18 protein-coding genes are annotated in these 20,187 nt (G+C 48.3%); 6 read left to right on the forward strand and 12 right to left on the reverse strand.

Annotated features, from left to right (window positions below; genetic code table 11):
• Positions 1-155: 155 nt before the first annotated feature.
• Entirely contained in the window at positions 156-4,448 is a 4,293-nt protein-coding gene (locus tag BLQ79_RS00360) for an acyl-CoA dehydratase activase-related protein (RefSeq protein ID WP_091362641.1), read from the forward strand.
• Positions 4,445-5,038 (forward strand): TetR/AcrR family transcriptional regulator, encoded by a 594-nt coding sequence (locus BLQ79_RS00365; RefSeq protein ID WP_234944874.1) that lies wholly within the window; start codon positions 4,445-4,447, stop codon positions 5,036-5,038. The genes BLQ79_RS00360 and BLQ79_RS00365 overlap by 4 nt, the downstream gene beginning before the upstream one ends.
• Positions 5,039-5,099: 61 nt before the next feature.
• Here the strand turns inward: BLQ79_RS00365 and BLQ79_RS00370 are convergent, their stop codons facing one another.
• The 12 genes from BLQ79_RS00370 to BLQ79_RS00425 all read right to left on the reverse strand — a co-directional run bounded on the left by BLQ79_RS00370 (position 5,100) and on the right by BLQ79_RS00425 (position 15,082).
• Complete coding sequence (locus BLQ79_RS00370; protein ID WP_091362645.1) at positions 5,100-5,858, reverse strand: epoxyqueuosine reductase QueH; 759 nt, start codon at positions 5,856-5,858, stop codon at positions 5,100-5,102.
• Positions 5,855-6,325 (reverse strand): methylated-DNA--[protein]-cysteine S-methyltransferase, encoded by a 471-nt coding sequence (locus BLQ79_RS00375; protein ID WP_091362648.1) that lies wholly within the window; start codon positions 6,323-6,325, stop codon positions 5,855-5,857. Before BLQ79_RS00375 ends, BLQ79_RS00370 begins: the two co-directional genes overlap by 4 nt.
• A gap of 8 nt (positions 6,326-6,333) precedes the next feature.
• Positions 6,334-6,921, reverse strand: a complete 588-nt coding sequence (locus tag BLQ79_RS00380; protein ID WP_091362650.1) for a 3'-5' exonuclease — start codon at positions 6,919-6,921, stop codon at positions 6,334-6,336.
• Between the two features lie 85 nt (positions 6,922-7,006).
• A complete protein-coding gene (locus BLQ79_RS00385; RefSeq protein WP_091362653.1) occupies positions 7,007-7,777 on the reverse strand; it encodes a DNA/RNA non-specific endonuclease in 771 nt (256 codons plus the stop codon).
• The gene (locus BLQ79_RS00390) at positions 7,774-8,178 is read right to left on the reverse strand and encodes a hypothetical protein (protein ID WP_091362656.1); all 405 of its coding nucleotides are present in this window, start codon (positions 8,176-8,178) and stop codon (positions 7,774-7,776) included. Before BLQ79_RS00390 ends, BLQ79_RS00385 begins: the two co-directional genes overlap by 4 nt.
• Positions 8,179-8,192: 14 nt before the next feature.
• Positions 8,193-9,104, reverse strand: a complete 912-nt coding sequence (locus tag BLQ79_RS00395) for an RluA family pseudouridine synthase (RefSeq protein WP_091362658.1) — start codon at positions 9,102-9,104, stop codon at positions 8,193-8,195.
• A 66-nt stretch (positions 9,105-9,170) separates the two neighbouring features.
• Positions 9,171-9,617: a Fe-S cluster assembly sulfur transfer protein SufU gene (gene sufU / locus BLQ79_RS00400; RefSeq protein WP_091362660.1), complete on the reverse strand. Its 447-nt coding sequence runs from the start codon at positions 9,615-9,617 to the stop codon at positions 9,171-9,173.
• Positions 9,617-10,849, reverse strand: a complete 1,233-nt coding sequence (locus BLQ79_RS00405; RefSeq protein WP_091362662.1) for a SufS family cysteine desulfurase — start codon at positions 10,847-10,849, stop codon at positions 9,617-9,619. The genes sufU and BLQ79_RS00405 overlap by 1 nt, the downstream gene beginning before the upstream one ends.
• On the reverse strand, positions 10,846-11,892 hold the full coding sequence (locus BLQ79_RS00410; RefSeq protein ID WP_091362665.1) for a SufD family Fe-S cluster assembly protein: 1,047 nt from the start codon (positions 11,890-11,892) through the stop codon (positions 10,846-10,848). Before BLQ79_RS00410 ends, BLQ79_RS00405 begins: the two co-directional genes overlap by 4 nt.
• A 10-nt stretch (positions 11,893-11,902) precedes the next feature.
• The gene (gene sufB / locus BLQ79_RS00415; protein WP_091362667.1) at positions 11,903-13,315 is read right to left on the reverse strand and encodes a Fe-S cluster assembly protein SufB; all 1,413 of its coding nucleotides are present in this window, start codon (positions 13,313-13,315) and stop codon (positions 11,903-11,905) included.
• A gap of 5 nt (positions 13,316-13,320) precedes the next feature.
• Positions 13,321-14,064 carry a Fe-S cluster assembly ATPase SufC gene (sufC, locus tag BLQ79_RS00420; RefSeq protein ID WP_091362669.1) on the reverse strand — a complete coding sequence of 248 codons (744 nt, stop codon included), beginning with the start codon at positions 14,062-14,064 and terminating at the stop codon, positions 13,321-13,323.
• Positions 14,065-14,290: 226 nt separating this feature from the next.
• A complete protein-coding gene (locus BLQ79_RS00425) occupies positions 14,291-15,082 on the reverse strand; it encodes a basic amino acid ABC transporter substrate-binding protein (RefSeq protein ID WP_407388233.1) in 792 nt (263 codons plus the stop codon).
• A 573-nt stretch (positions 15,083-15,655) separates the two neighbouring features.
• Between BLQ79_RS00425 and BLQ79_RS00430 the strand changes: the two genes are divergently transcribed.
• The 4 genes from BLQ79_RS00430 to BLQ79_RS00445 are packed head-to-tail and all read left to right on the forward strand — an operon-like array spanning position 15,656 to position 20,169.
• Positions 15,656-16,237 carry a DedA family protein gene (locus BLQ79_RS00430; protein ID WP_091362671.1) on the forward strand — a complete coding sequence of 194 codons (582 nt, stop codon included), beginning with the start codon at positions 15,656-15,658 and terminating at the stop codon, positions 16,235-16,237.
• 57 nt (positions 16,238-16,294) lie between these two features.
• Entirely contained in the window at positions 16,295-17,857 is a 1,563-nt protein-coding gene (locus BLQ79_RS00435) for an ArnT family glycosyltransferase (RefSeq protein ID WP_234944875.1), read from the forward strand.
• Positions 17,838-19,433: an ArnT family glycosyltransferase gene (locus BLQ79_RS00440; protein WP_091362676.1), complete on the forward strand. Its 1,596-nt coding sequence runs from the start codon at positions 17,838-17,840 to the stop codon at positions 19,431-19,433. The genes BLQ79_RS00435 and BLQ79_RS00440 overlap by 20 nt, the downstream gene beginning before the upstream one ends.
• A gap of 10 nt (positions 19,434-19,443) precedes the next feature.
• On the forward strand, positions 19,444-20,169 hold the full coding sequence (locus BLQ79_RS00445; protein ID WP_091362678.1) for a uracil-DNA glycosylase: 726 nt from the start codon (positions 19,444-19,446) through the stop codon (positions 20,167-20,169).
• Positions 20,170-20,187 lie beyond the last annotated feature (18 nt).

Raw genomic sequence — 20,187 nt, forward strand, 5'->3', positions numbered from 1 at the left:
ATTCATTATATTTTATTAACCTTATATCCAATAGGATTCTCCTGGGAATAAACCATTGTTTCAACATAACTCCGTCAGGCAGAATCTTTTTTCTTCTCTATATCATTTATCAATTTTAATTGTTTTAATTGTTCTGTATTCAGTAAGGAGACATTATGAACCCAGTACTTCATGTGGGTATAGATATCGGATCTACCACAATCAAAGCAGCAGTGCTTTCTCCATGCAAAGAGCTGCTCTGGGGCACGTATGTGCGGCATATGTCTGAAATAAAGAAAGCCGTACTTTCCACACTGGACGAAATCCAGAAACGATTCCCCGGTCACAGGATCACCGCTGCCATCTCCGGTAGCGGCGGTATGGGACTTGCCTCCCGCTTTCAGATTCCTTTTTATCAGGAAATCCTTGCGGAGACCAAAGCGGTCCGCACATTTATTCCTGACGCCGATGTCATCATTGAACTGGGCGGTGAAGACGAAAAAATCACTTACCTGAGAAATGGTGTCGATCAGCGGATGAACGGTGCCTGTGCCGGCGGTACAGGGGCCTTTATCGACCGCATGGCCTCTCTGCTTTCTACCGATGCTGCAGGTCTGGAGAAACTGGCCCAGCAGTCGGAGCACATATATCCTATCGCTTCACGCTGCGGCGTATTCGCCAAAACGGATGTACAGGCCCTGCTTAATGACGGGGCAACCAGTTACGATATTGCCGCCTCCGTTTTCCAGGCAGTAGTCAACCAGACAATTTCCGGACTTACCTGCGGACGCCCTATCAAGGGAAAAGTCGTATTCCTTGGCGGTCCGCTTACATTCCAGCCATTCCTCAGAGCCTGCTTTACCAACACGCTGAATCTCTCTCCGGAAAACGCAGTCCTTCCGGAACACAGCGAACTGTATGTAGCCATAGGCAGTGCGCTGGCCGGTATGCATAATAAGCCTTTCGCGCTGGATCCATGGCTGGAATCCATACATAAGTCCGACCTTTCGGAAAACTCCAAAGTAAAGACCCTCCCTCCGCTGTTCCGCTCCGAAGAAGACTATGAGGCATTCCGGAAGCGCCACGCGGCCCATCATGTTCCCTGCGACTCGCTGGCGGATGCCAGAGGGGCTGCCTGGCTGGGCATTGATGCCGGTTCTACCACAATCAAGGCTGCCCTCATCAATGAGAAAGGCCATCTGCTGTATCAGTGGTACAGCAGTAATCACGGCACCCCGCTGGAAGGGGCTAAGAAAATCCTTTCCCAGCTGTATGAACTGATGCCTTCCGGCCTGCACATTGCCGGAACCGGAGTAACAGGATATGGGGAAGACCTCATAAAATCAGCTCTGAACCTGGATATGGGCGAAGTGGAAACCATTGCCCACTACCGTGCCGCAGTTCATTTCTGCCCGGATGTGACTACCATTCTGGATATTGGCGGACAGGATATGAAGTGCAGCCGCATTAAGAATCATTCTATTGACAGCATTATGCTGAATGAAGCCTGCTCTTCCGGCTGCGGCTCTTTTCTGGATACCTTCGCCCACTCCCTGGGTATGGATATCCAGGAATTCTCAAAGATTGCCCTGTTTGCGGAGCATCCTGTCGATTTAGGTTCCCGCTGCACCGTTTTCATGAACTCCCGTGTAAGAGAAGCGCAGAAGAATGCTGTTTCCGTTGCTGATATTTCTGCGGGCCTGTCTTACTCTGTTATCAAAAATGCGCTGTATAAGGTAATCCGCCTTCACGATGCGTCGGAACTGGGAAATAAGGTTGTCGTACAGGGAGGAACCTTCTATAACGACGCCGTACTGAGAGCACTGGAAAATCTGCTGGGCTGCCAGGTAATACGTCCGGATATTTCCGGGCTTATGGGCGCTTATGGAATGGCTCTTCTGGCGCAGGATCGTTTCGCATCTGATCATCACTCCTCCCTGGCCGGGCCGGAAATCATCCGTACCCTCACCATGGATAACCACATTCAGCGCTGCCCTGGCTGCGGTAATCACTGCATGCTTACGGTCACACGCTTTTCTGATGGCAGGGCATTTGTAACCGGTAACCGCTGTGAACGAGGGGCCTCTCTGGCGCTGACAGGGAAATCAGTTCCTCACTCCAGTCTCCCCAATATGTACCGCTGGAAGATGCGCCGCCTGTTTTCTTATCGGCCGCTTGCCCACCCTTCCAGGGGTACGGTAGGTATCCCCAGAGTGCTTAACATGTATGAGGATTACCCATTCTGGCACACATTCTTTACCAGACTGGGTCTTCGAGTCATTCTTTCGCCCTATGATATGCGGGATATGCCAATGGAAGCGATGGAAACCATCCCTTCCTACTCTGAATGTTATCCGGCCAAACTGGTACATGGCCATATCTACCGGCTGCTGGAACGCCATCCGGACTTCATCTGGTACCCCTGTGTGGATAAGGGACCAGACGAAGGCAGTGAAAACACATTCATGTGTCCAATGGTCACTTCCTACCCGGAAACCATTGCCGCCAATATGGATGGCATTCTCTCTGAGAAAAATATACCATTCCTTCATCCATTCCTGCCTATGCAGAACGAAAAGGTACTGGCCCGCCGTCTGTATGAAGCCCTGCGTTTCCTTTCGGTTTCCCATTCAGAAATCAGAAACGCCATCCAGGCTGCACGTAAAGAACAGGAGTCGTATCGTCAGGACCTGAAGGAAAAGACGCTGTCGATCCTCCATGAGATACAGGAAAAGAACCTCACCGGAATTGTACTGGCTGGCAGACCCTATCATCTGGATCCTACCGTACATCACGGCATCCCTGACCTGATTAACCAGCTGGGAATGGCCGTCCTCTCCGAAGATGGGATTTCCATGCTGAACAGGGAAATTCCAAACCTCAGAGTGCTAAATCAGTGGTCATATCATAACCGCCTTTATAAGGCAGCCGACTTTGTAACCCGGCATAAGAATCTGGAGCTGGTGGAACTTAATTCGTTCGGTTGCGGCCTCGATGCCATCGTAACGGATCAGGTACAGGAAATCATGTCCCAGAGGAACCGGCTGTACACAGCCCTTAAGATTGACCAGGGGCTGAACCTTGGCGCTGTGCGCATCCGTCTCCGTTCTCTGAAGGCCGCTATTTCCAACCGGACTTACGGGGACGGGAAGGTCGCCCCTATTATGTATTCCCATCCTATCTATACGCCGGAAATGAACGCAGAATATACCATCCTCGTTCCGGAGATGTCACCCGTACATTTCCCACTTCTGGAAGCGGCAGGCCGTGCCTCCGGGTATAAGCTTAAAGTCATTCCGCCAGTGCGTAAGGATATTGATGTAGGGCTGGCTTCAGTAAATAATGATGCCTGCTATCCGGCCATCATTACCATCGGCTCACTGCTTCGCTCGCTCCAGTCCGGAGAATATGATTTATCCAGAACCGCCGTTATGCTTTCTCAGACAGGAGGCGCCTGCAGAGCATCCAATTATATCGGCATGCTCAAACGCGCCCTTGCACGTTCCGGATTTTCTCAGATTCCGGTTATTTCCCTTAATATGCAGGGGCTGGACAGACAACCGGGGTTTGAACTTACGCCCGCTTTCATGCGGCGTATCATCCGGGCTCTGATTTTCGGGGATGCGCTGATGCAATGTCTCCTCCGGGTACGTCCATATGAAGCGCTTCCGGGAGCAGCCGACCGGCTGGTTAAGGCTTGGCAGAAGAAATTCATTGACTGCAGCTCCCACGGCAAGTTCACTTACCGCACATACAGTCAGCTTCTGAAGCATATGATTTCTGAGTTCGATCATCTGCCGCTGACTGCAGAACAGTCAGTAAAGCCCAAGGTCGGAGTGGTTGGTGAAATTTATGTTAAATTCAGCCCTATTGCTTCCAATGATATTTTCCACGCCATTGAACAGAATGGAGGAGAAGTCGAGGCCGGCGGCCTGATTGACTTCCTTCTTTATGGCCTTCTGGACAGCCGTTTCCAGCATAAATATATGGGCGGAAGCGCGCTGAAGGATCTGAAGGACACATTCCTCCGTGAACTTATCGAATGGTATCGCCGCCCTTATGAAAAGGCAATTAAGCAATCCCGCCGGTTCCATGCGCTGACCCCTATCGGCACCATGTATAAAAAGGCATCTCATTACTTATCTCTGGGACACCGTGCCGGAGAAGGCTGGTTCCTTACCGCAGAGATGATTGACCTGCTTGCTCATGGCGCAAGAGGTATTGTATGCCTCCAGCCATTTGCCTGCCTGCCTAACCACATAACCGGCGAAGGGATGATTCACAAGCTCCATCAGTCGTATCCGGAAGCTGTATTCCTTTCTCTGGACTGCGATTCCAGCGCCAGTCAGGTCAATCAGCTGAACCGTCTGAAACTGATGCTTAATTCCTTTACAGAGGAAACTCCGGAATCAGATGAAAGCGCTATTCTCCACGAAGTCATTGCCACCACGAAAGGATCTGCATTATGAGTAAAAACCTTACAGGAAAAGGAGAAAGAATCCGTCAGCGGATGATTGAAACCACCGCCAGAATCTTAAGAGAAAAGGGATTCAAGGCCGCCACTGTACGGGTTATTGCCCAGGAAGCCGGGGTTAATATTGCTTCGATAAAATATTATTTTGGATCCAAGGAAGAGCTTATCGGATATGCTCTGGATTATATGATGGGCAATTTCGAAAACATCGTTGCTTATCTGGATGATCCACGGCTTACGCCCAAAGAACGTCTTACCAAGTATATTCTGGCCTATTTCCAGCTGGCGAGAAAACACCCGGCTCTCTTTCATTCCATTTCCCATCCTTCCTCTGCGGAGAGCAAGGATACCTATTTCATTTACCTTACGCTCCTGCACAATCAGTGCTGGGACAAGGTCATTCGAAATGTAGCGGAAATGACCCATCTTAAAAACCGGAGGGACCTGGAACTTAAGAGTATGCAGATTTTCTCTGCCATAGAGTTCCCTATCATCCTGGAAGCCAATGAGACAGATTCCTTTATCACTCAGTATACTGACATGACTACACTTAAGCGGTATGTGGAACTGCTCCTTGATTTCTGACAACATAAAAGCGCATATACAGAACATCAGATTCTGTATATGCGCTTTTTACTTGCCCGGCTCAGAGTTCATCCGGCTTCCGAAGTTCCGGAAAATCCCTGGACGCGTCATGCGTCTCCATAAACTGTCTGGCTTCTTCGTTAACCGGTGTAAGGTCAATTCCCTGATCCCTGGCTCCGAAGATACATCCGCAGTAGTGCTGTCTGTACAGCTCAAATTCATCAGAAAGTTCTGTGGATCGAAGATAGCCATTGTGCTTCTTAAAATCACTGGGCAGGTAGGCAATCCGGGTTTCCTCTTCTATGTCCATCCCTACGGCATTGATGACCTGCGAATTCTTATATGAACTTACGGTCAGTGTCGTCGCAAAATAATCAAACCCCAGTTCTTTCATCTTTCTGGCCGTAGCCAGCATGCGCAGGTGGAAACAGCTTCGGCATCTTGCTCCGCCTTCCGGCTCATTCTCCTGTCCCTTTACCGCCTCAAAATACGAAGAGGGGTCATACGGCGCGGCCAGAAAATGGACATCGGTTCCGCGCGCCGCATTGAACTTATGTATAAGTTTCTGCTGCACATATTCCCGCCTCCGGTATTCCGCTTCCGGATGAATATTCGGATTCATGTAATATACCGTGACGTCCGCTGTCTTTACCAGTCTTTCCAGTACAGCGGAACTGCAGGGGCCGCAGCAGGAATGGAGAAGTATTCTGGGCCGAACGCCTTCCTGCTGCCAGCTTTTTTCCATCTGCTGAAACACCTTATCATAGTTAATCCGCTGGTTGGTATTCATATGTGCAAGTACTTCATGAAAATCGATCATTCTTTTCTTCCCTTCCTTCTCCTGTCTATATGCTCTGTTTTCCATAAGGCATATTTATATTTCATTCCTCCGGTATACCCGCCATCCCCATGTCTGGCAACTACCCTGTGACAGGGAATAATAATCACACAGGGATTGCGCCCGCAAGCCCTTCCTGCAGCACGGGCCGCTCCGGGGTGTCCTGCCTTTTCCGCGATTTCTCCATACGTAGCCACTCTACCGTAAGGGATTTCCGCGATACATGTCCATATCTTTTTCTCGAAATCAGTCCCCTGCGGCCGGCAGGGCACTGTGAATTCAGTACGTATTCCCAGAAAATAGTCCCTGATCTGATCCGCCATTTCCCGGATCAGGGGATCTTCTGATTCCCTGAGCGCCTCTTCTGTCCATCCGCAGCGGATTATACATCCATTCTCTGCGCAGATTTTAAGCCGCCCGCGGGGCACCTGTATGATTCCGTATGACATGGCTCCTCCTAAAATAACGATACCGGTTTATGTGTCCTTTTTATGGAAAATGGATGCAGAGTAAGTCCCACGGATTCCATCATTTCTGACAGCGATGCGGCCTTTGTCTCTTCCAGCGCTTTCTTCACTATAAAGGCACAGGCTTCCGCATCAGCCAGTGCCTGATGATGGTGGAAAGAGAAGCCAAGGATTCCGGCCACCGTATTCAGTCTGTGATTTGGCATATCTTTCCACAGACGTCTGGATAAAGTAACCGTGTCTCCCCAGTAGAAGTGGATATCCGGCAGATCATAATAATCAATGGTCCCTGCCAGTACTCCCATATCAAAAGGAGCATTATGAGCAAACACTACCTGTCCTTCCAGCAATCTGGCAATTTCTTCCCAGTAGGAAGGAAACTCCGGTTTATCTTTCACATCTTCCGGATGTATCTGATGAATCCGGATACATCCATCATCAAAATCCATAACCGGTGGGCGAATCAGCTCATACCATTTGTCCTGTATCCCTTCATCCCCACCAGATACAATGCCAAGCGAGCAGGCACTTACCTGTTCACGCGACGCAGTTTCAAAATCTATTGCAAAATATTTCATGTTCTCTGTCCTGTCTTATATCTATCTGTATGGCAATCCCCAGGCATTTTCCTGAATCCGTGCACCATACACTCCCCGGTCCTTCCTATCGGGCCGCCTGGCTCTCGCCGGTAGCATAATCAATATCTACCCCTGGCTGATTGTTATAACAATATACATTGAACATGATACCTTCTCCGTGGTCTTCCACCGATTCCGCTTCCATAAGTACGCCCCGCGCTACCAGTTCATTGCCCTTAAATACAGGGGTTACGCGGTATAACACATGGTTTCCGGTTTCCTTAACATAGTCGGCTACCATATTTTCAAAAGGAAGCATTCCATCGACGTTGAGATATCTTGTTCCGGTAATTAAGTTCTTAGGATTTGCGTTTTCTCCGGTCAGCTGATAACCAATGAGGTGACATCGGTTATACAGATACCGGCCATTGATAAAGCTGTAACGGATGGTATGCCATCCGGTTGGCTTAATGTTTCCTATTCTGCCCCGTTTCTCTTCCGGCATCGTATCCTGACTGACGCTGGCCTTGGCGGCGGTGCATCGTCCCAGGTTATCCAGATTGCCATAGGATTCAAACGACTGGGCCGTTAATTCATCGGTCTTAAAGAACGGCTTGTTCCCATTGATTACCACATAGGGCTTTCCACTGAATTCAGGAATCTGAGATAAATCCACACTCCCTGTTTCATCCGGTACCGAATCGGCAGCTTCCACCTGCTGTTTCTTCTGTGATACCTCTTCCCTTACCTGACTGGCAATATTGCCGGCAATGGCATCCGCATTCCCACAGGCGGTAAGCAGCATGGATACAGCCAGCATAAACGACGCAAGCAGTGCATATATCTTCTTTTTCATCTGCAGTATACTTCCTCCGTTATCTTGTCATGAGAAAATCCAGGAAACTCTTCCGTCCGCGTAATCTTCCAGTCTGTCAGATCCAGGTCAAAATAGGTATCCGCCGGATAATCCCTGTTCCAATGGTATAAAATCACTTTCTCAATCTCTTTTTCGCAGGCTCCGGGCGGAATGGTCTCTGCCAGAACAAATTCACCTGAGGCCGCCCGCTCATAAAACCGCTCGTCCACGTGGATTCCCGGTGAAAGCGGCTCAAACAAAGACGCCGTATAGGCATTCATCCAGAGCGCATGCCCCCTGGTAATTTCAAGGATTCTCTGAACAAGCACGCGGTCACGACTCTGTCTTCTGTGATTGAACAGCATACCCATAGAATTATCCACAATGGAAATCCAGATCATATATCCCCCTTATCTCATAAACATCCGGGAAAATATCTGTTCACAAACGCAATATCCTTTATCTGAAAGGTCTTCCCCTGCAAACAGGAAAGTTCCGGATCATGGATTACGTCCGGGAAAGCTATTCTGCAGGAGCAGAGCAGCTGCCGGTTCTCATGGTATTCCTTATTCAGATTCTTTTTCCCATATTTATTATCCCCAAGCAGCGGATGTCCTGTAAAGGCCATCTGGCAGCGTATCTGATGCGTGCGCCCTGTTTCCAGCCGGCACTCTACCAGAGACAGCTTCCCGTTGCTTGCCAAAACGCGATACTCCATACTGGCGGTTTTAGCCGACGCGGAAGGCCGTTCGCTGACATGAACAAGACTTTCCCTGGCATTTTTTGTCAGATAATGTTCCAGCCGCCCTTCTTTCTTTTCCGGGCATCCGGAAACTATACATACATAGGTCTTTTTCACCCGGCGTTCCTTAAACATCCGGTTGAGAACATCCAGACTGTGCCGGTTCTTAGCCAGTACCACAAGCCCGGAGGTATTGTAGTCAATGCGATGACACAGCCGGGCACGTTCTCCCCGTTCCTTCAGCCAGTCATTCACTTCATTTTCCAGTGTACTGTCCGTTTTTCCCGTCAGATCTTCTGACAGGATTCCGGCCTCTTTATTGACAATAATCACATACTTATCTTCATATACAACGGAAAAATGACAGGTCCTTTCCTTTTTCCTCCCTTCATTGAGAATATAGGAAACCACCTTGTCCCCGCTGTGCACACGGTCATCTTTCTTAGGATGTTTTCCATTGACCCGGATTTTCTTTGTCTTTATCGCCTTAAGAAGGAACATCTTAGAATGTTCCGGCATCCTGTTCATAAGAAACCGGTCAACGCGAAGACCATCATCCTTTTTCCCTACGGTAAATTCTTTCAATTTCAGCTCCTGTAAAGGTCACTCTGACAGCAAAAGCCCATCTGCCGTTGAGATGAGCTTTTCTGATTACTTCTTTTTATCCTTTCCCAGCCTGTCCAGAATCATATCCAGGGTATGCCAGGCCAGCACAGCACATTTTACACGTACAGGCATTTTGGAAATATCCTTAAGTGTGCATGCCGCTTCCAGCTCTTCCAGCTGACTGTCATCAGTAACATCACCGCGGATCATCCCAAGGAACAGATTTACCAGATGTCTGGCCTCTTCCAGTGTACGTCCCTTTACCAGTTCCATCATCATAGCTGTCGAGGCCTGACTGATAGCGCATCCGCTTCCTGTATACGCAATATCCTTAATTACCCCATTCTCCACGACCATGGAAATATCAATATCATCCCCACAATTAGGATTATGTCCATGTTCATGTACTGTAGGGTTCTCAATTGTTCTGCGATTGGTCGCATCCTGATTATATTCCAGAATCAGATCCGTATATAACTGCTTGATATCCATTAATCTCTGTACCCCATAACCTTACGTACCTGTGCTAATTTATCCAGGAAATAATCTACTTCATCTTCTGTATTGTAGAAATAAAAACTTGCCCGGCAGGTCGAATTAATTCCGAGATAAGTATGGAGAGGTTCTGCGCAATGATGCCCTGTACGGATACAGATTCCATCGGCAGAAAGAATCTGTGCCACATCTTCCGGATGGACCCCGTCCACGGTAAAGGCGATAAGCCCTTCCTTTTCTTCCGGATTATCCGGTCCGACAATATGCACAAACGAAATCTGTTTCATTCCTTCCAGCGCGCGGGCTGTCAGTTTTCTTTCCTGCTCTCTTATGAAATCAAAGCCGATGTGCTGGAGATAGTTGATTGCCGCCGCAAGGGATACCGCCCCTTCCGTATACTGCGTTCCCGCTTCAAAACGGGCCGGCAGCGGTGCAAAGGTCGTTTCCTGTTCCTTCACCTGTTCAATCATATCCCCGCCGCGCAGAAACGGCTCCATTTCTTCCAACAGTGCCTTCTTTCCGTAAAGGACCCCGATACCTGTCAATGCACACATCTTATGTCCGGAAAAAGTGTAGAAATCACAGTCCAGAGCCTGTACATCCGTGTGCTTATGCGGTGCCCCCTGAGCCCCGTCCATGATGACTATGGCCCCATGGCGATGCGCCCTTTCTATCAGAGGCACGGGATCAAAATCAATTCCCAGTACATTGCTTACCTGAGCAAAGGAAAAGATTTTTACCCTGGGATCATCAATCTTTGCCAGATCTTCTTCCCTGAAGTGCCCTGTTTCCTTATCCACATAGATATAGTCGAGCTCCGCTCCGGTCTTTTCGCAGGCACGCTGCCATGGCACCAGATTGGAATGATGCTCCGCAATTGTAATAAGTATGCGGTCCCCCTTTTTCAGATGCGTTTCCGCATAGGACCTCTCAATAAGATTCAGGCTTTCTGTAGCATTTCGGGTGTATATAATTTCTTCCACACTGGCTGCGTGGATAAAATCCCTTACCGTTTCCTTAGAGCCATCATACGCCTGAGAGGCGGAAATGGCCAGTACATGGGCCCCGCGATGCGGGTTTCCATTTCCGGTAATATCGTAGTTATAAACGGCACGAAGTACCGGTTCCGGTCTCTGGGTAGTTGCCGCATTGTCAAAATAAACAATCGGATGCCCGTTAACTTCCTGCTTCAGAATCGGAAAGTCCTTTCTGATTATTTCTGTATTCATAAACTCTCCTTTGCATCCAATGCATGGTTTACCGCTTCCAGCACCTCATCCTGCAGGCTGCTGTCCATGCGGTCAATCAGTGGGCGCAGCATAGACTCAATGACCATACGCTGAGCCTCTTCTCTGGAAAACCCACGGCTCATTAAATAGTAAATAATCTGTTCATCCAGCTGGCCGGCACTGGAGGCATGGTTCCCCATAACATCATCTTCCCGGCAAAGCAGAAGAGGGAGGGATATGTTTCTGGCCTTAGGACTAAGCTGTATAGCGTAATCGCCTTCATCCCCCTGTGAACCGCTGCATCCATGCTTAAAGTCCAATGTTCCACGGAACACCTTTTTAGCATGGTCATCCAGGGCGCCCTTCACATCAATATGGCTTTTCGTCTCTTTCCCCACATGTTCCAGGTGATAGAATAAATCTTCATGCTGCGTGCCGCTGGCGGCATAAACAGCGGTTTCTGTCATATCTGACTTACGGCCTTCCAGCCGGCCTGTGCTGTGAACGATAACCTTTTCCCCTCCCAGAAGGGCCGACGCGAAATCACAGACCGCCCCCTCGTGAAGGATTACGTGTCTCTGATCAGCAAGCACCGCCCCGGGAAGGTTTCTTTCCAGGATGGATACTTTCAGCTTCCCTCCATCCTGTACTTCATAACAGGCGGCAGAGATAATCTGCCCTCCCGCTTCCTTCCCATCCCATATCCAGATGAGATTCAGTTCCGATCCCTGACCAACAGAGACAGAGAATGTACCGCAGAAATCTTCTGTTCCATGCTCAAGATTGAGCCGGACAGACAGTGCAGTCTTCACTCCGTCCGGAATGTTTATCTGAAAATGTTTTCCCGCTGCCGCTGTCTGTACCAGCTCCTCCGCTGCTCCCTTGAAGGAATCCGGAAGAGAACCTCCTTCAGAGACATAGGTCATATCGGAAAATTCAGGTTCCGCTTTGTTTCTGCTTCCCGCAAAATCAAGCACCGTTTCATTGGTATGTGTATATCGGTACGTCAGTCTGGGGAGTGTATTTACTTTTATCTTATCCATTATTTCCTCCTCAGCCTATAGCCCCTTCAAATTCCAGATTAATCAGACGGTTCATTTCCACCGCATATTCCAGTGGAAGTTCCTTGGAAATCGGTTCAGCGAATCCACGGACCAACATGGCCTTGGCGTCTTCCTCTGACAGTCCGCGGCTCATGAGATAATAAATATCCTCATCCGGAATACGTCCGATTGTCGCTTCATGTCCCAGATCAATATCATCGTTTTCAATGATAATGTCCGGAATCGTATCTGAGCGGGATTCATCATCCAGCATCAGGGATTCGCAGCTGATGGCGCCCTTGGCCCCTTCTGCATGCGGTCCGATATGTACTACACTCCGGTAAACCGCTTCCCCGCCGCCTTTGGAAATGGACTTGGAATTGATATTTATGCTGGTGTTCTTACCGTAAGCTTCCACCTTAGCTCCGGTATCCAGGCACTGCCCTTTACCGGCAAAGGTAATCCCTGTAAATTCACAGGTGGAATTATCCCCGCGCAAAACCGTATCCGGATACAGGCAGGATACATGGGACCCAAAGGACCCGCTTACCCAGATCATATGTCCGCCCTCTCCAACAACCGCTTTCTTTGTGTTGAGGTTATACATATTCTTGGACCAGTTTTCAATAGTGGAATAGCGCAGGGTGGCTCCCTTTTTTACAAACAGTTCCACCGCACCGGCATGAAGATTGGCTACATTGTACCGTGGAGCGGAACAGCCTTCGATGAAATGGCAGTCTGCCCCTTCTTCCACAATGATAAGCGTATGTTCAAACTGCCCTGCCCCCGGTGCATTAAGCCGGAAATAACTCTGAAGCGGCATATTCACATGAACACCCTTTGGCACATAGACAAAGGAACCGCCTGACCACACGGCATAGTGAAGCGCCGCAAACTTATGATAGGATGGCGTAATCAATGTTCCAAAATAAGGACGGACCAGATGCTCATACTTTTTTACCGCCGTCTCAAAATCGACGTAGATAACTCCCTGTTCTTCCAGTTCCTTCTGAATGTTGTGATATACCACTTCGGAATCATACTGAGCCCCGACTCCGGCCAGAGATTTTTTCTCCGCTTCCGGTATCCCCAGACGATCGAATGTATCCCGGATATTTTCCGGCAGATCTTCCCAGCGGGCCTTCATATCTGTCTTCGGACGGACATACGTATCAATGTGCCCCATATCCAGTTCGGAAATATCGGGCATCCATGGCGGAATATCCAGCTCGTTATAGATTTTCAGTGCCTGAAGGCGCTTCTTCAGCATCCATTCCGGTTCTTCCTTCTTAGCCGATATCTCCCGGATTATCTCTTCCGTCAGTCCGGTATCCGCCTTATAGGAATAGCTGACCTCATCCTTTATATCATATATGCTGCGGTTGATATCGCTGACTTCGCTTCTTTTCTTTGTATCCGCCATATCACTTACACCTCGGATTTAAAGGCATCAAACCCATGGTCTTCAATTTCATCCACCAGTTCAGCGCCGCCCTCTTTCACAATACGTCCGCCAATTAGCACATGGACCTTATCCGGAGGAACAAACTTAAGCAGCTGATTCAGATGCGTAATCATAATCAGCGCGTTATTTTCAGTATGATATTTACGAATGTTATCCGCTACAATGCGTACAGCATCCACATCCAGCCCGGAATCGGTTTCATCCAGCATAGCCAGAGCCGGATCCAGAATCCTCATCTGAAGGATTTCATTTTTCTTTCGTTCTCCGCCGGAAAATCCATCATTCAGATAGCGTCCGGCATAGGATTCATCCATAGCCAGTTCTGTCATTCTTTGCTTCATCAGACGCTTGAAAGGAAACAATCTCTGCTGTTTTCCGCTGATAATGGATTTAGCCGTGCGTATAAAATTCTCTGTAGTAATCCCTGCCACTGACACGGGGGACTGGAAAGAAAGGAATATGCCCTTTCTTGCCCTCTTATCTGTGGTCAGGTCGGTAATATCTTCCCCTCTGAAAAAAATATGCCCCTCAGTAACCGTATAGGCTGGATTTCCCATAATGGTGTGTAGCAGCGTCGACTTTCCGGCACCGTTCACCCCCATGATGGCATGAACTTCTCCAGAATTCACGGTGAGGTTAATGCCGTGAAGGAGCTCTTTTTCTCCAACGGAAACATGCAAATTTTCTATGCGAAGCAGTTCGCTCATATGATCACCTCATTGATCGGTTAAATAATATATATACTTTAGCTTAAAGTCGCTTAAATCCTCTGACTGTACGGTACTATTCTAAACTATTTTAGTCTATAAGTAAAACCGCCGCCCACTAAAAAATGCCGGTATTTTCTATATCCCTTTCTGATATCCCCGCTTACCGGAAAATTTTCCGCCAATAAAAAAAGCAACGGCATAACCCGTTGCTTTTTTACTGGTATTACTTGCTGGAAGCGCCAAACCACTTAGCATGAATCTTGTCATATGTGCCGTTGTCCTTCAGTTCCTTCAGTGCGGCATTGACATCCTTCTGCAGCTGTTCATTATCCTTGCTCATAGCAAATACCATCGGAGCACCGTCTTTTGGAGTGCCGACAATCTTGACGTCCTTATCAGCTCCCTTGTTCAGATAGTACATGCTTACCGGACGGTCAAGAATTACCGCATCTACCGTTCCTGCCTTCAGTTCCATGAATGCCTGAGCATTGGAGTCGAGCTGCTTAACCTGGCTTGCTCCATTTTCCTGAGCCAGTTTTACGGATTCAGTACCTACCTGGGCACCAACCACCTTGCCCTTCAGGTCGCCCCAGTCATTAACATTGCTGTTGTCCTTCTTAACCAGGATGACATATCCGTTTTCAGTGAAGTACGGATCGCTGAACAGAACCTGCTTAGCACGTTCCGGAGTTGCGTCCATACCGGAAGCAATCAGATCAATCTGGTTACTCTGAATAGCCGGAATCAGTGCGTCGAAGCCCATGCTCTTAAATTCCATCTTAGCACCCATCTGCTTGACGACTGCATCTGCCAGATCGAGATCGAAGCCTACATACTTTTCATTTTCAACAAATTCAAATGGCGGGAATGTGGTTTCTGCCCCTACACGGATAACCTTGCCCTGTTCAGATGCTGCACTGCTATCTGAAGAGCTTCCACAACCTGCAAGACCAATTGCTGCTGCCGCTACAAGACCAGCGGCTACCATCCACTTACCAGTTTTTCCCATTTTCATATGATTCATCTCCACAAATGACTATTTCCTTGCTGAACAGTAAGGCGAATTAATTTGATGACACAATACTAACAGAGCCACTACCCTATGTCAAGTATTTTTATGAGCGTTTATGAATAATTTTCAATTTTATTTTCCGTTTATTTATTCATATTTTCCCTGATTTTCCTTTCTTTCTGTAAAGGTTGTACCCGTTACAACCTTCGATGTTTATTGATTAGTTTGCGTAGTTTTCACTAAACTTCCCTGTACCTGTTTTCACGCAGTCCGCATATTTCTGTAATTATTTTTATGCACAAATATGTAATTTTTATGCACACGTATACACTTATCCCATTCTTTATTTTACTTTCCCCTCTGCCCCATTTCCCATTTCCATAGATTTTTGTCATGAATCATTGTATAGTATATAGGTATATAGCATAGCCATGAGCAGATTGTGATGCTTTTTTCACTGTTAATCACTGCTTTAACATTTATTTAACTCTGTTATTTATACTGGAGCTGTTGTAGTTTTAAGCACCAACCGCTGAATCTGCATTGGTGGCTGTTATAATCTAATGAAGGGATTTTATGGATTTCATTACATCACTTTTAACGGAATGGGGTTATCTTGCCTTATTCATTATCATGGCTCTGGAAAATATGAACATCCCTATCCCCAGTGAAATCGTACTGGGATTTGCCGGATTTCTGGTATTTAAAGGCGTGTTTGCCTTCTGGCCTACTATCCTTGTCGGCACAGCTGCCGGATTGACCGGCTCTCTGCTCTCCTACTGGATGGGCTATAAGGGCGGACGCAAAATCCTTCTGAAGTTCAGTACCAAAGGCGGGTTAACCACAAAAAAGCTGATTGCCGCCGACTCCTGGTTTCAGAATTTTGGCGGACTGGCTGTATTCACCGGCCGTCTTCTTCCGGGAATCCGTACGTTTATTTCACTTCCCGCAGGTATTGCCCAATACAATCTCAGAAAATTCATCTTATTTTCCATTGCAGGTACTGTTCCCTGGACCATGCTGCTGGTCTATATCGGTTCTGCCCTGGGGGAAAACTGGGAAACTCTGTTATTATATAAGGTAGAAATTGCCGCTGGAGCATTTCTGTTCGTAGGCATGATGATCATCATCTACCTGTTTTTTAGAAAGCAAAAATAAAATAATATGTCTAATAAAAGAAAGACCTGTTTACTGTTACTTTGTTTCGGGGTACTTTTGTACGGAACGTATCTGGGGCTGATTCCATTGCTGGACCCGGATGAGCCGGTGTACGGGGAAACTGCCAAAGAAATGCTGCTGACCGGCGACTGGCTCTCTCCCCGCATTTACGGAGAATTCTGGTACGATAAGCCACCTCTTTTTTATTGGCTGGAAGCCATATCCTTTAAGCTGTTCGGTCTGTCCACCTGGTCAGCCCGTCTGCCTTCTGTACTGGCCACCCTTATAACATCCATCTATCTGTACTGTTCCTCCATTTCCCTGATTGGGGAAAAGAGGGCCCGGTATGGTGCCTTTATATTTACATCCGCCCTGGAAATCATTATTCTGGCCCGCAGTGCTGTAACAGATGCCACCTTAATGCTGAGCCTTACCATTGCACTGGTGTCATTCCTGAAGAAGCAGTATAAGACTGCCTACATTGCCTGTGGTCTGGCACTGCTCGCCAAAGGTCCCATAGGCTTTGCCTTTCCGGCCCTTATCGTCGCCTTGTGGATGATACTTTCACGAAAATTCACCTGGAAAAACATCATGTCCCTTCACTGGACATGGGGCATCCCCTTAGCCTGTCTTATCGGTCTTCCATGGTTTATCTATATGGGAATCATTCATGGCGCCCCTTTTATTGATACGTTTCTGGGATATCACAATATCACCCGGTTTGTAGCACCTGAACATGCAGGAAAAGATCATATCTGGATGTATCTGGTAGTTCTGGCCGCCGGCTTCTTTCCCTGGGTGGCTGCCATCCCTGCCATTTTCGCTTCTATCCGGAAATGGATGCATAAGGAAGTCATGCTGTATCTTATGGTATGGGCCGGCTTCATATTTATGTTCTTTTCCCTGTCATCTACACAGCTGTTTTCCTATATCCTTCCCATGTACCCCGCATTATCCCTTCTTGCCGGATGTGCGGTTGCAGATATGGAGGAATCGGGTGCTGTACCGTTGTATGTAAAGATTTCTCATGCCTTCTTCTTCCTTCTGGTTGTGGCCGCCCTCGGTCTGGCTCCGATTATGCCGGACGGAGGTCCTGCCGTTAAGATAGGAATCCTCATCATGATGACCGGTCTGGGAACCATCTCCGTCCTTGCGCTGGCAAGACGGCGATTCTTCCTGTTCAGGACAGCGCAGTACCTGTCAGCCGCTGCCCTTATCCTTTCCGTATGGATACTGTTCGCATCCAGTGTCTCTCACAGTTTTACATCGTATGCCATAGGAAGCCGGCTGCACCGTGAACTGCCTTCCGGAAGTTCCGTATACATTGATTCATTCTACCGGCCCTCTATTGCTTTTTATCAGAATATATATGGCCATCCGCTTCCAGAATATTCAGCCGATAAACAACAGAATGCGCGGACGAATGCCAGTGAAGGGGTCTATCTCCCTGGGGATAGCACCAACCTGCGTATCCCTTCCGGCTCCTATATTCTGGTTCAGAAAAAATCATTCGCCCGCTGGCCGGAAGAACAGAAAAAAGATCTTCATCTGCTCTGGCAGGAAGATACCGCCTGTTTTTTTATAAAAGGAGGAAAACCCATTGAAGTTAACGAAAAATAATCGGTTATGGATTATCATTTTCCTGGTAAGCTTTCTGTTTCTCCTCTGGGGAAATCAATATCTTCCCATCACCGACCCGGTAGAATCCAATTATGCGCTTACTGCCAAAGAAATGGCAGAATCAGGAAACTGGCTCTCCCCTACTATTTACGGACATTACTGGTATGATAAGCCCATTATGATTTACTGGCTTACCGCCGCCTCTTACCGTCTGTTCGGCTTTACCAGCCTGGCTTCCCGCCTGCCTTCCGTGCTGGCCGGAGCCCTGTCCGCCGCCTTACTGGGTGCCTATACCCAGCGTCTTCTCCATAACCAGAAAGCGGCCGTCTGCGCCAGTCTTTTCCTGGTCACTTCGCTGGAATTCTGGATTGTCTCCCATGCTATCATTACCGATCAGCTTCTTTTCCTTTTTACCATTCCCACCATGCTGTCCGCTTTCATAGGGCTGAATGAGAACAGCCGGAAACATATGGTGATTGCCTATGCCGCGGCCGCTCTGGCCTGCCTTACCAAAGGACCGGTCGGCCTGGTACTCCCCGGGTTGCTGCTGCTTCTCTGGTGCGCCTCCATGCGCTCATGGAAAATGGTCAGGCGATGCTTCCCCTGGCAGGGAATCCTCTGTTTTCTCCTTATCGCCACACCATGGTATGGTGCCATGATTTATTATCACGGAACTGATTTTATCAGTCAGTTCCTGGGACTGCACAATGTAGTCCGTGCTACCTCCTCAGAACATCCGGAAGACAATCACTGGTATTATTATCTGATCCTCCTTCCGGTATCCCTTCTCCCATGGACCGGGCTTTCCTTCCTGCAGATGAAAACATTCCGCCGGCAGACTCTGTACCAGCCACTATACCGATTTCTCATGATATGGTGCTGGGGTACCATTGGTTTCTATACCCTGATGGCCACTAAATACGTAACCTACACCTATATCGCTGTCATTCCTGCCATACTTCTGGCCGCAACCGCCATTCCGCAGTTGTCAGAAACGCGTAAATTCCACTGTCTGCTCTTATTACCTGCCCTGTTCATGGTTATAGCCTTAAGCGGTGGAACCCTGGCCTTAAAAGGCACCAGCTGGACTCCTTTTTACATTCTGGCACTGCTGTCCATCAGTCTTTGCGTATACAGTTTCAGAAATACGAAAAAGCTGATCTTATCCATCAGCCTCAGTATATCCGCACTGTATATCTGTCTGGTTTCCACCGGCCTCGGCCCTTATCTTTCCACCCGCTCAGGTATCCTGATGGCTCAGTCATTCCACAGCCTGCCTGGCTATCACCTGTTTTTCTCCTCCTATAGTGCTTCCTATACGTACTATACGGGAGAGACGGCCATCCGCCTGGTACCTTCTGTGGCGGATGCGGAGAAACGAAATCCTCTGTGGAATGAAAAATATACCATGCCTTCCCTTCCGGATACCCATCTGGAGTCACTGACCGGAGACAAACCGGTTTACCTTTATGTTTCCAGAAGCAATTTGAAGCTGTTTGACCGCTGGAACATGCGCAGGGATTTTATCCCTGTGGAAACCTTCCCTTCCGGTTCAATTTATCAGTATAAAAAATGAGTGAGAACCTATGAACTATTTTCGTGAAATGCATAAAGTAAAATTATTTATTGAAAAACTAGCTGATTACCATCACCCGGACGTATTTAATCCCTGGGCAGATTATGACCCGGATTATGATGTGGCTTCTGCTCGTTCTATCCGCCGGAAACAGCTGGCCCGGTATCTGATTCACCGCATTGAAAACGCGCGTATCCTTCTGATTGCCGAGGCCTGCGGATATCAGGGCGGCCGTTTTACCGGTATCGCCATGACCTGCGAACGAATGATTCTTAATGAGCATCCCTATGTAGACTCCCAGATGGTCCTTGGCTGTCAGGGGAAACGTACAAGCCGCAGAGACAGCCCGTTTATTCCCAGAGAAACGCAGCGTACCAGGGGATTTAATGAACCTACTGACACCGTAGTATGGAATGCGGCCCTTTCTGCGGGGCTGGGGCCTAATGATTTTCTGCTCTGGAATATTTTCCCATTTCACCCGCATAAGGAAGACCATGCGCTGAGCAACCGTACCCCCACAGAATCAGAACTCCAGGACGGTCTCTTTTTTACCGAAGAACTGTTAAAACTGACCGGTCCGCTTCCCGTCTACGCCATTGGACGGAAGAGTGAACAGACACTTACCGGTGCAGGCTATCAGGTAACCGGACTCCGCCACCCTGCCAATGGCGGTGCCACCCTGTTCCGTGAAGGATTGCGTGACTCTCTTATCCAGACCGGACTGTATAATGGCTGACAGATGAAGGAAAAAGGA

The organism is Dialister histaminiformans, from assembly GCF_900103425.1.
In the GTDB taxonomy this organism is placed as follows: domain Bacteria; phylum Bacillota; class Negativicutes; order Veillonellales; family Dialisteraceae; genus Allisonella; species Allisonella histaminiformans.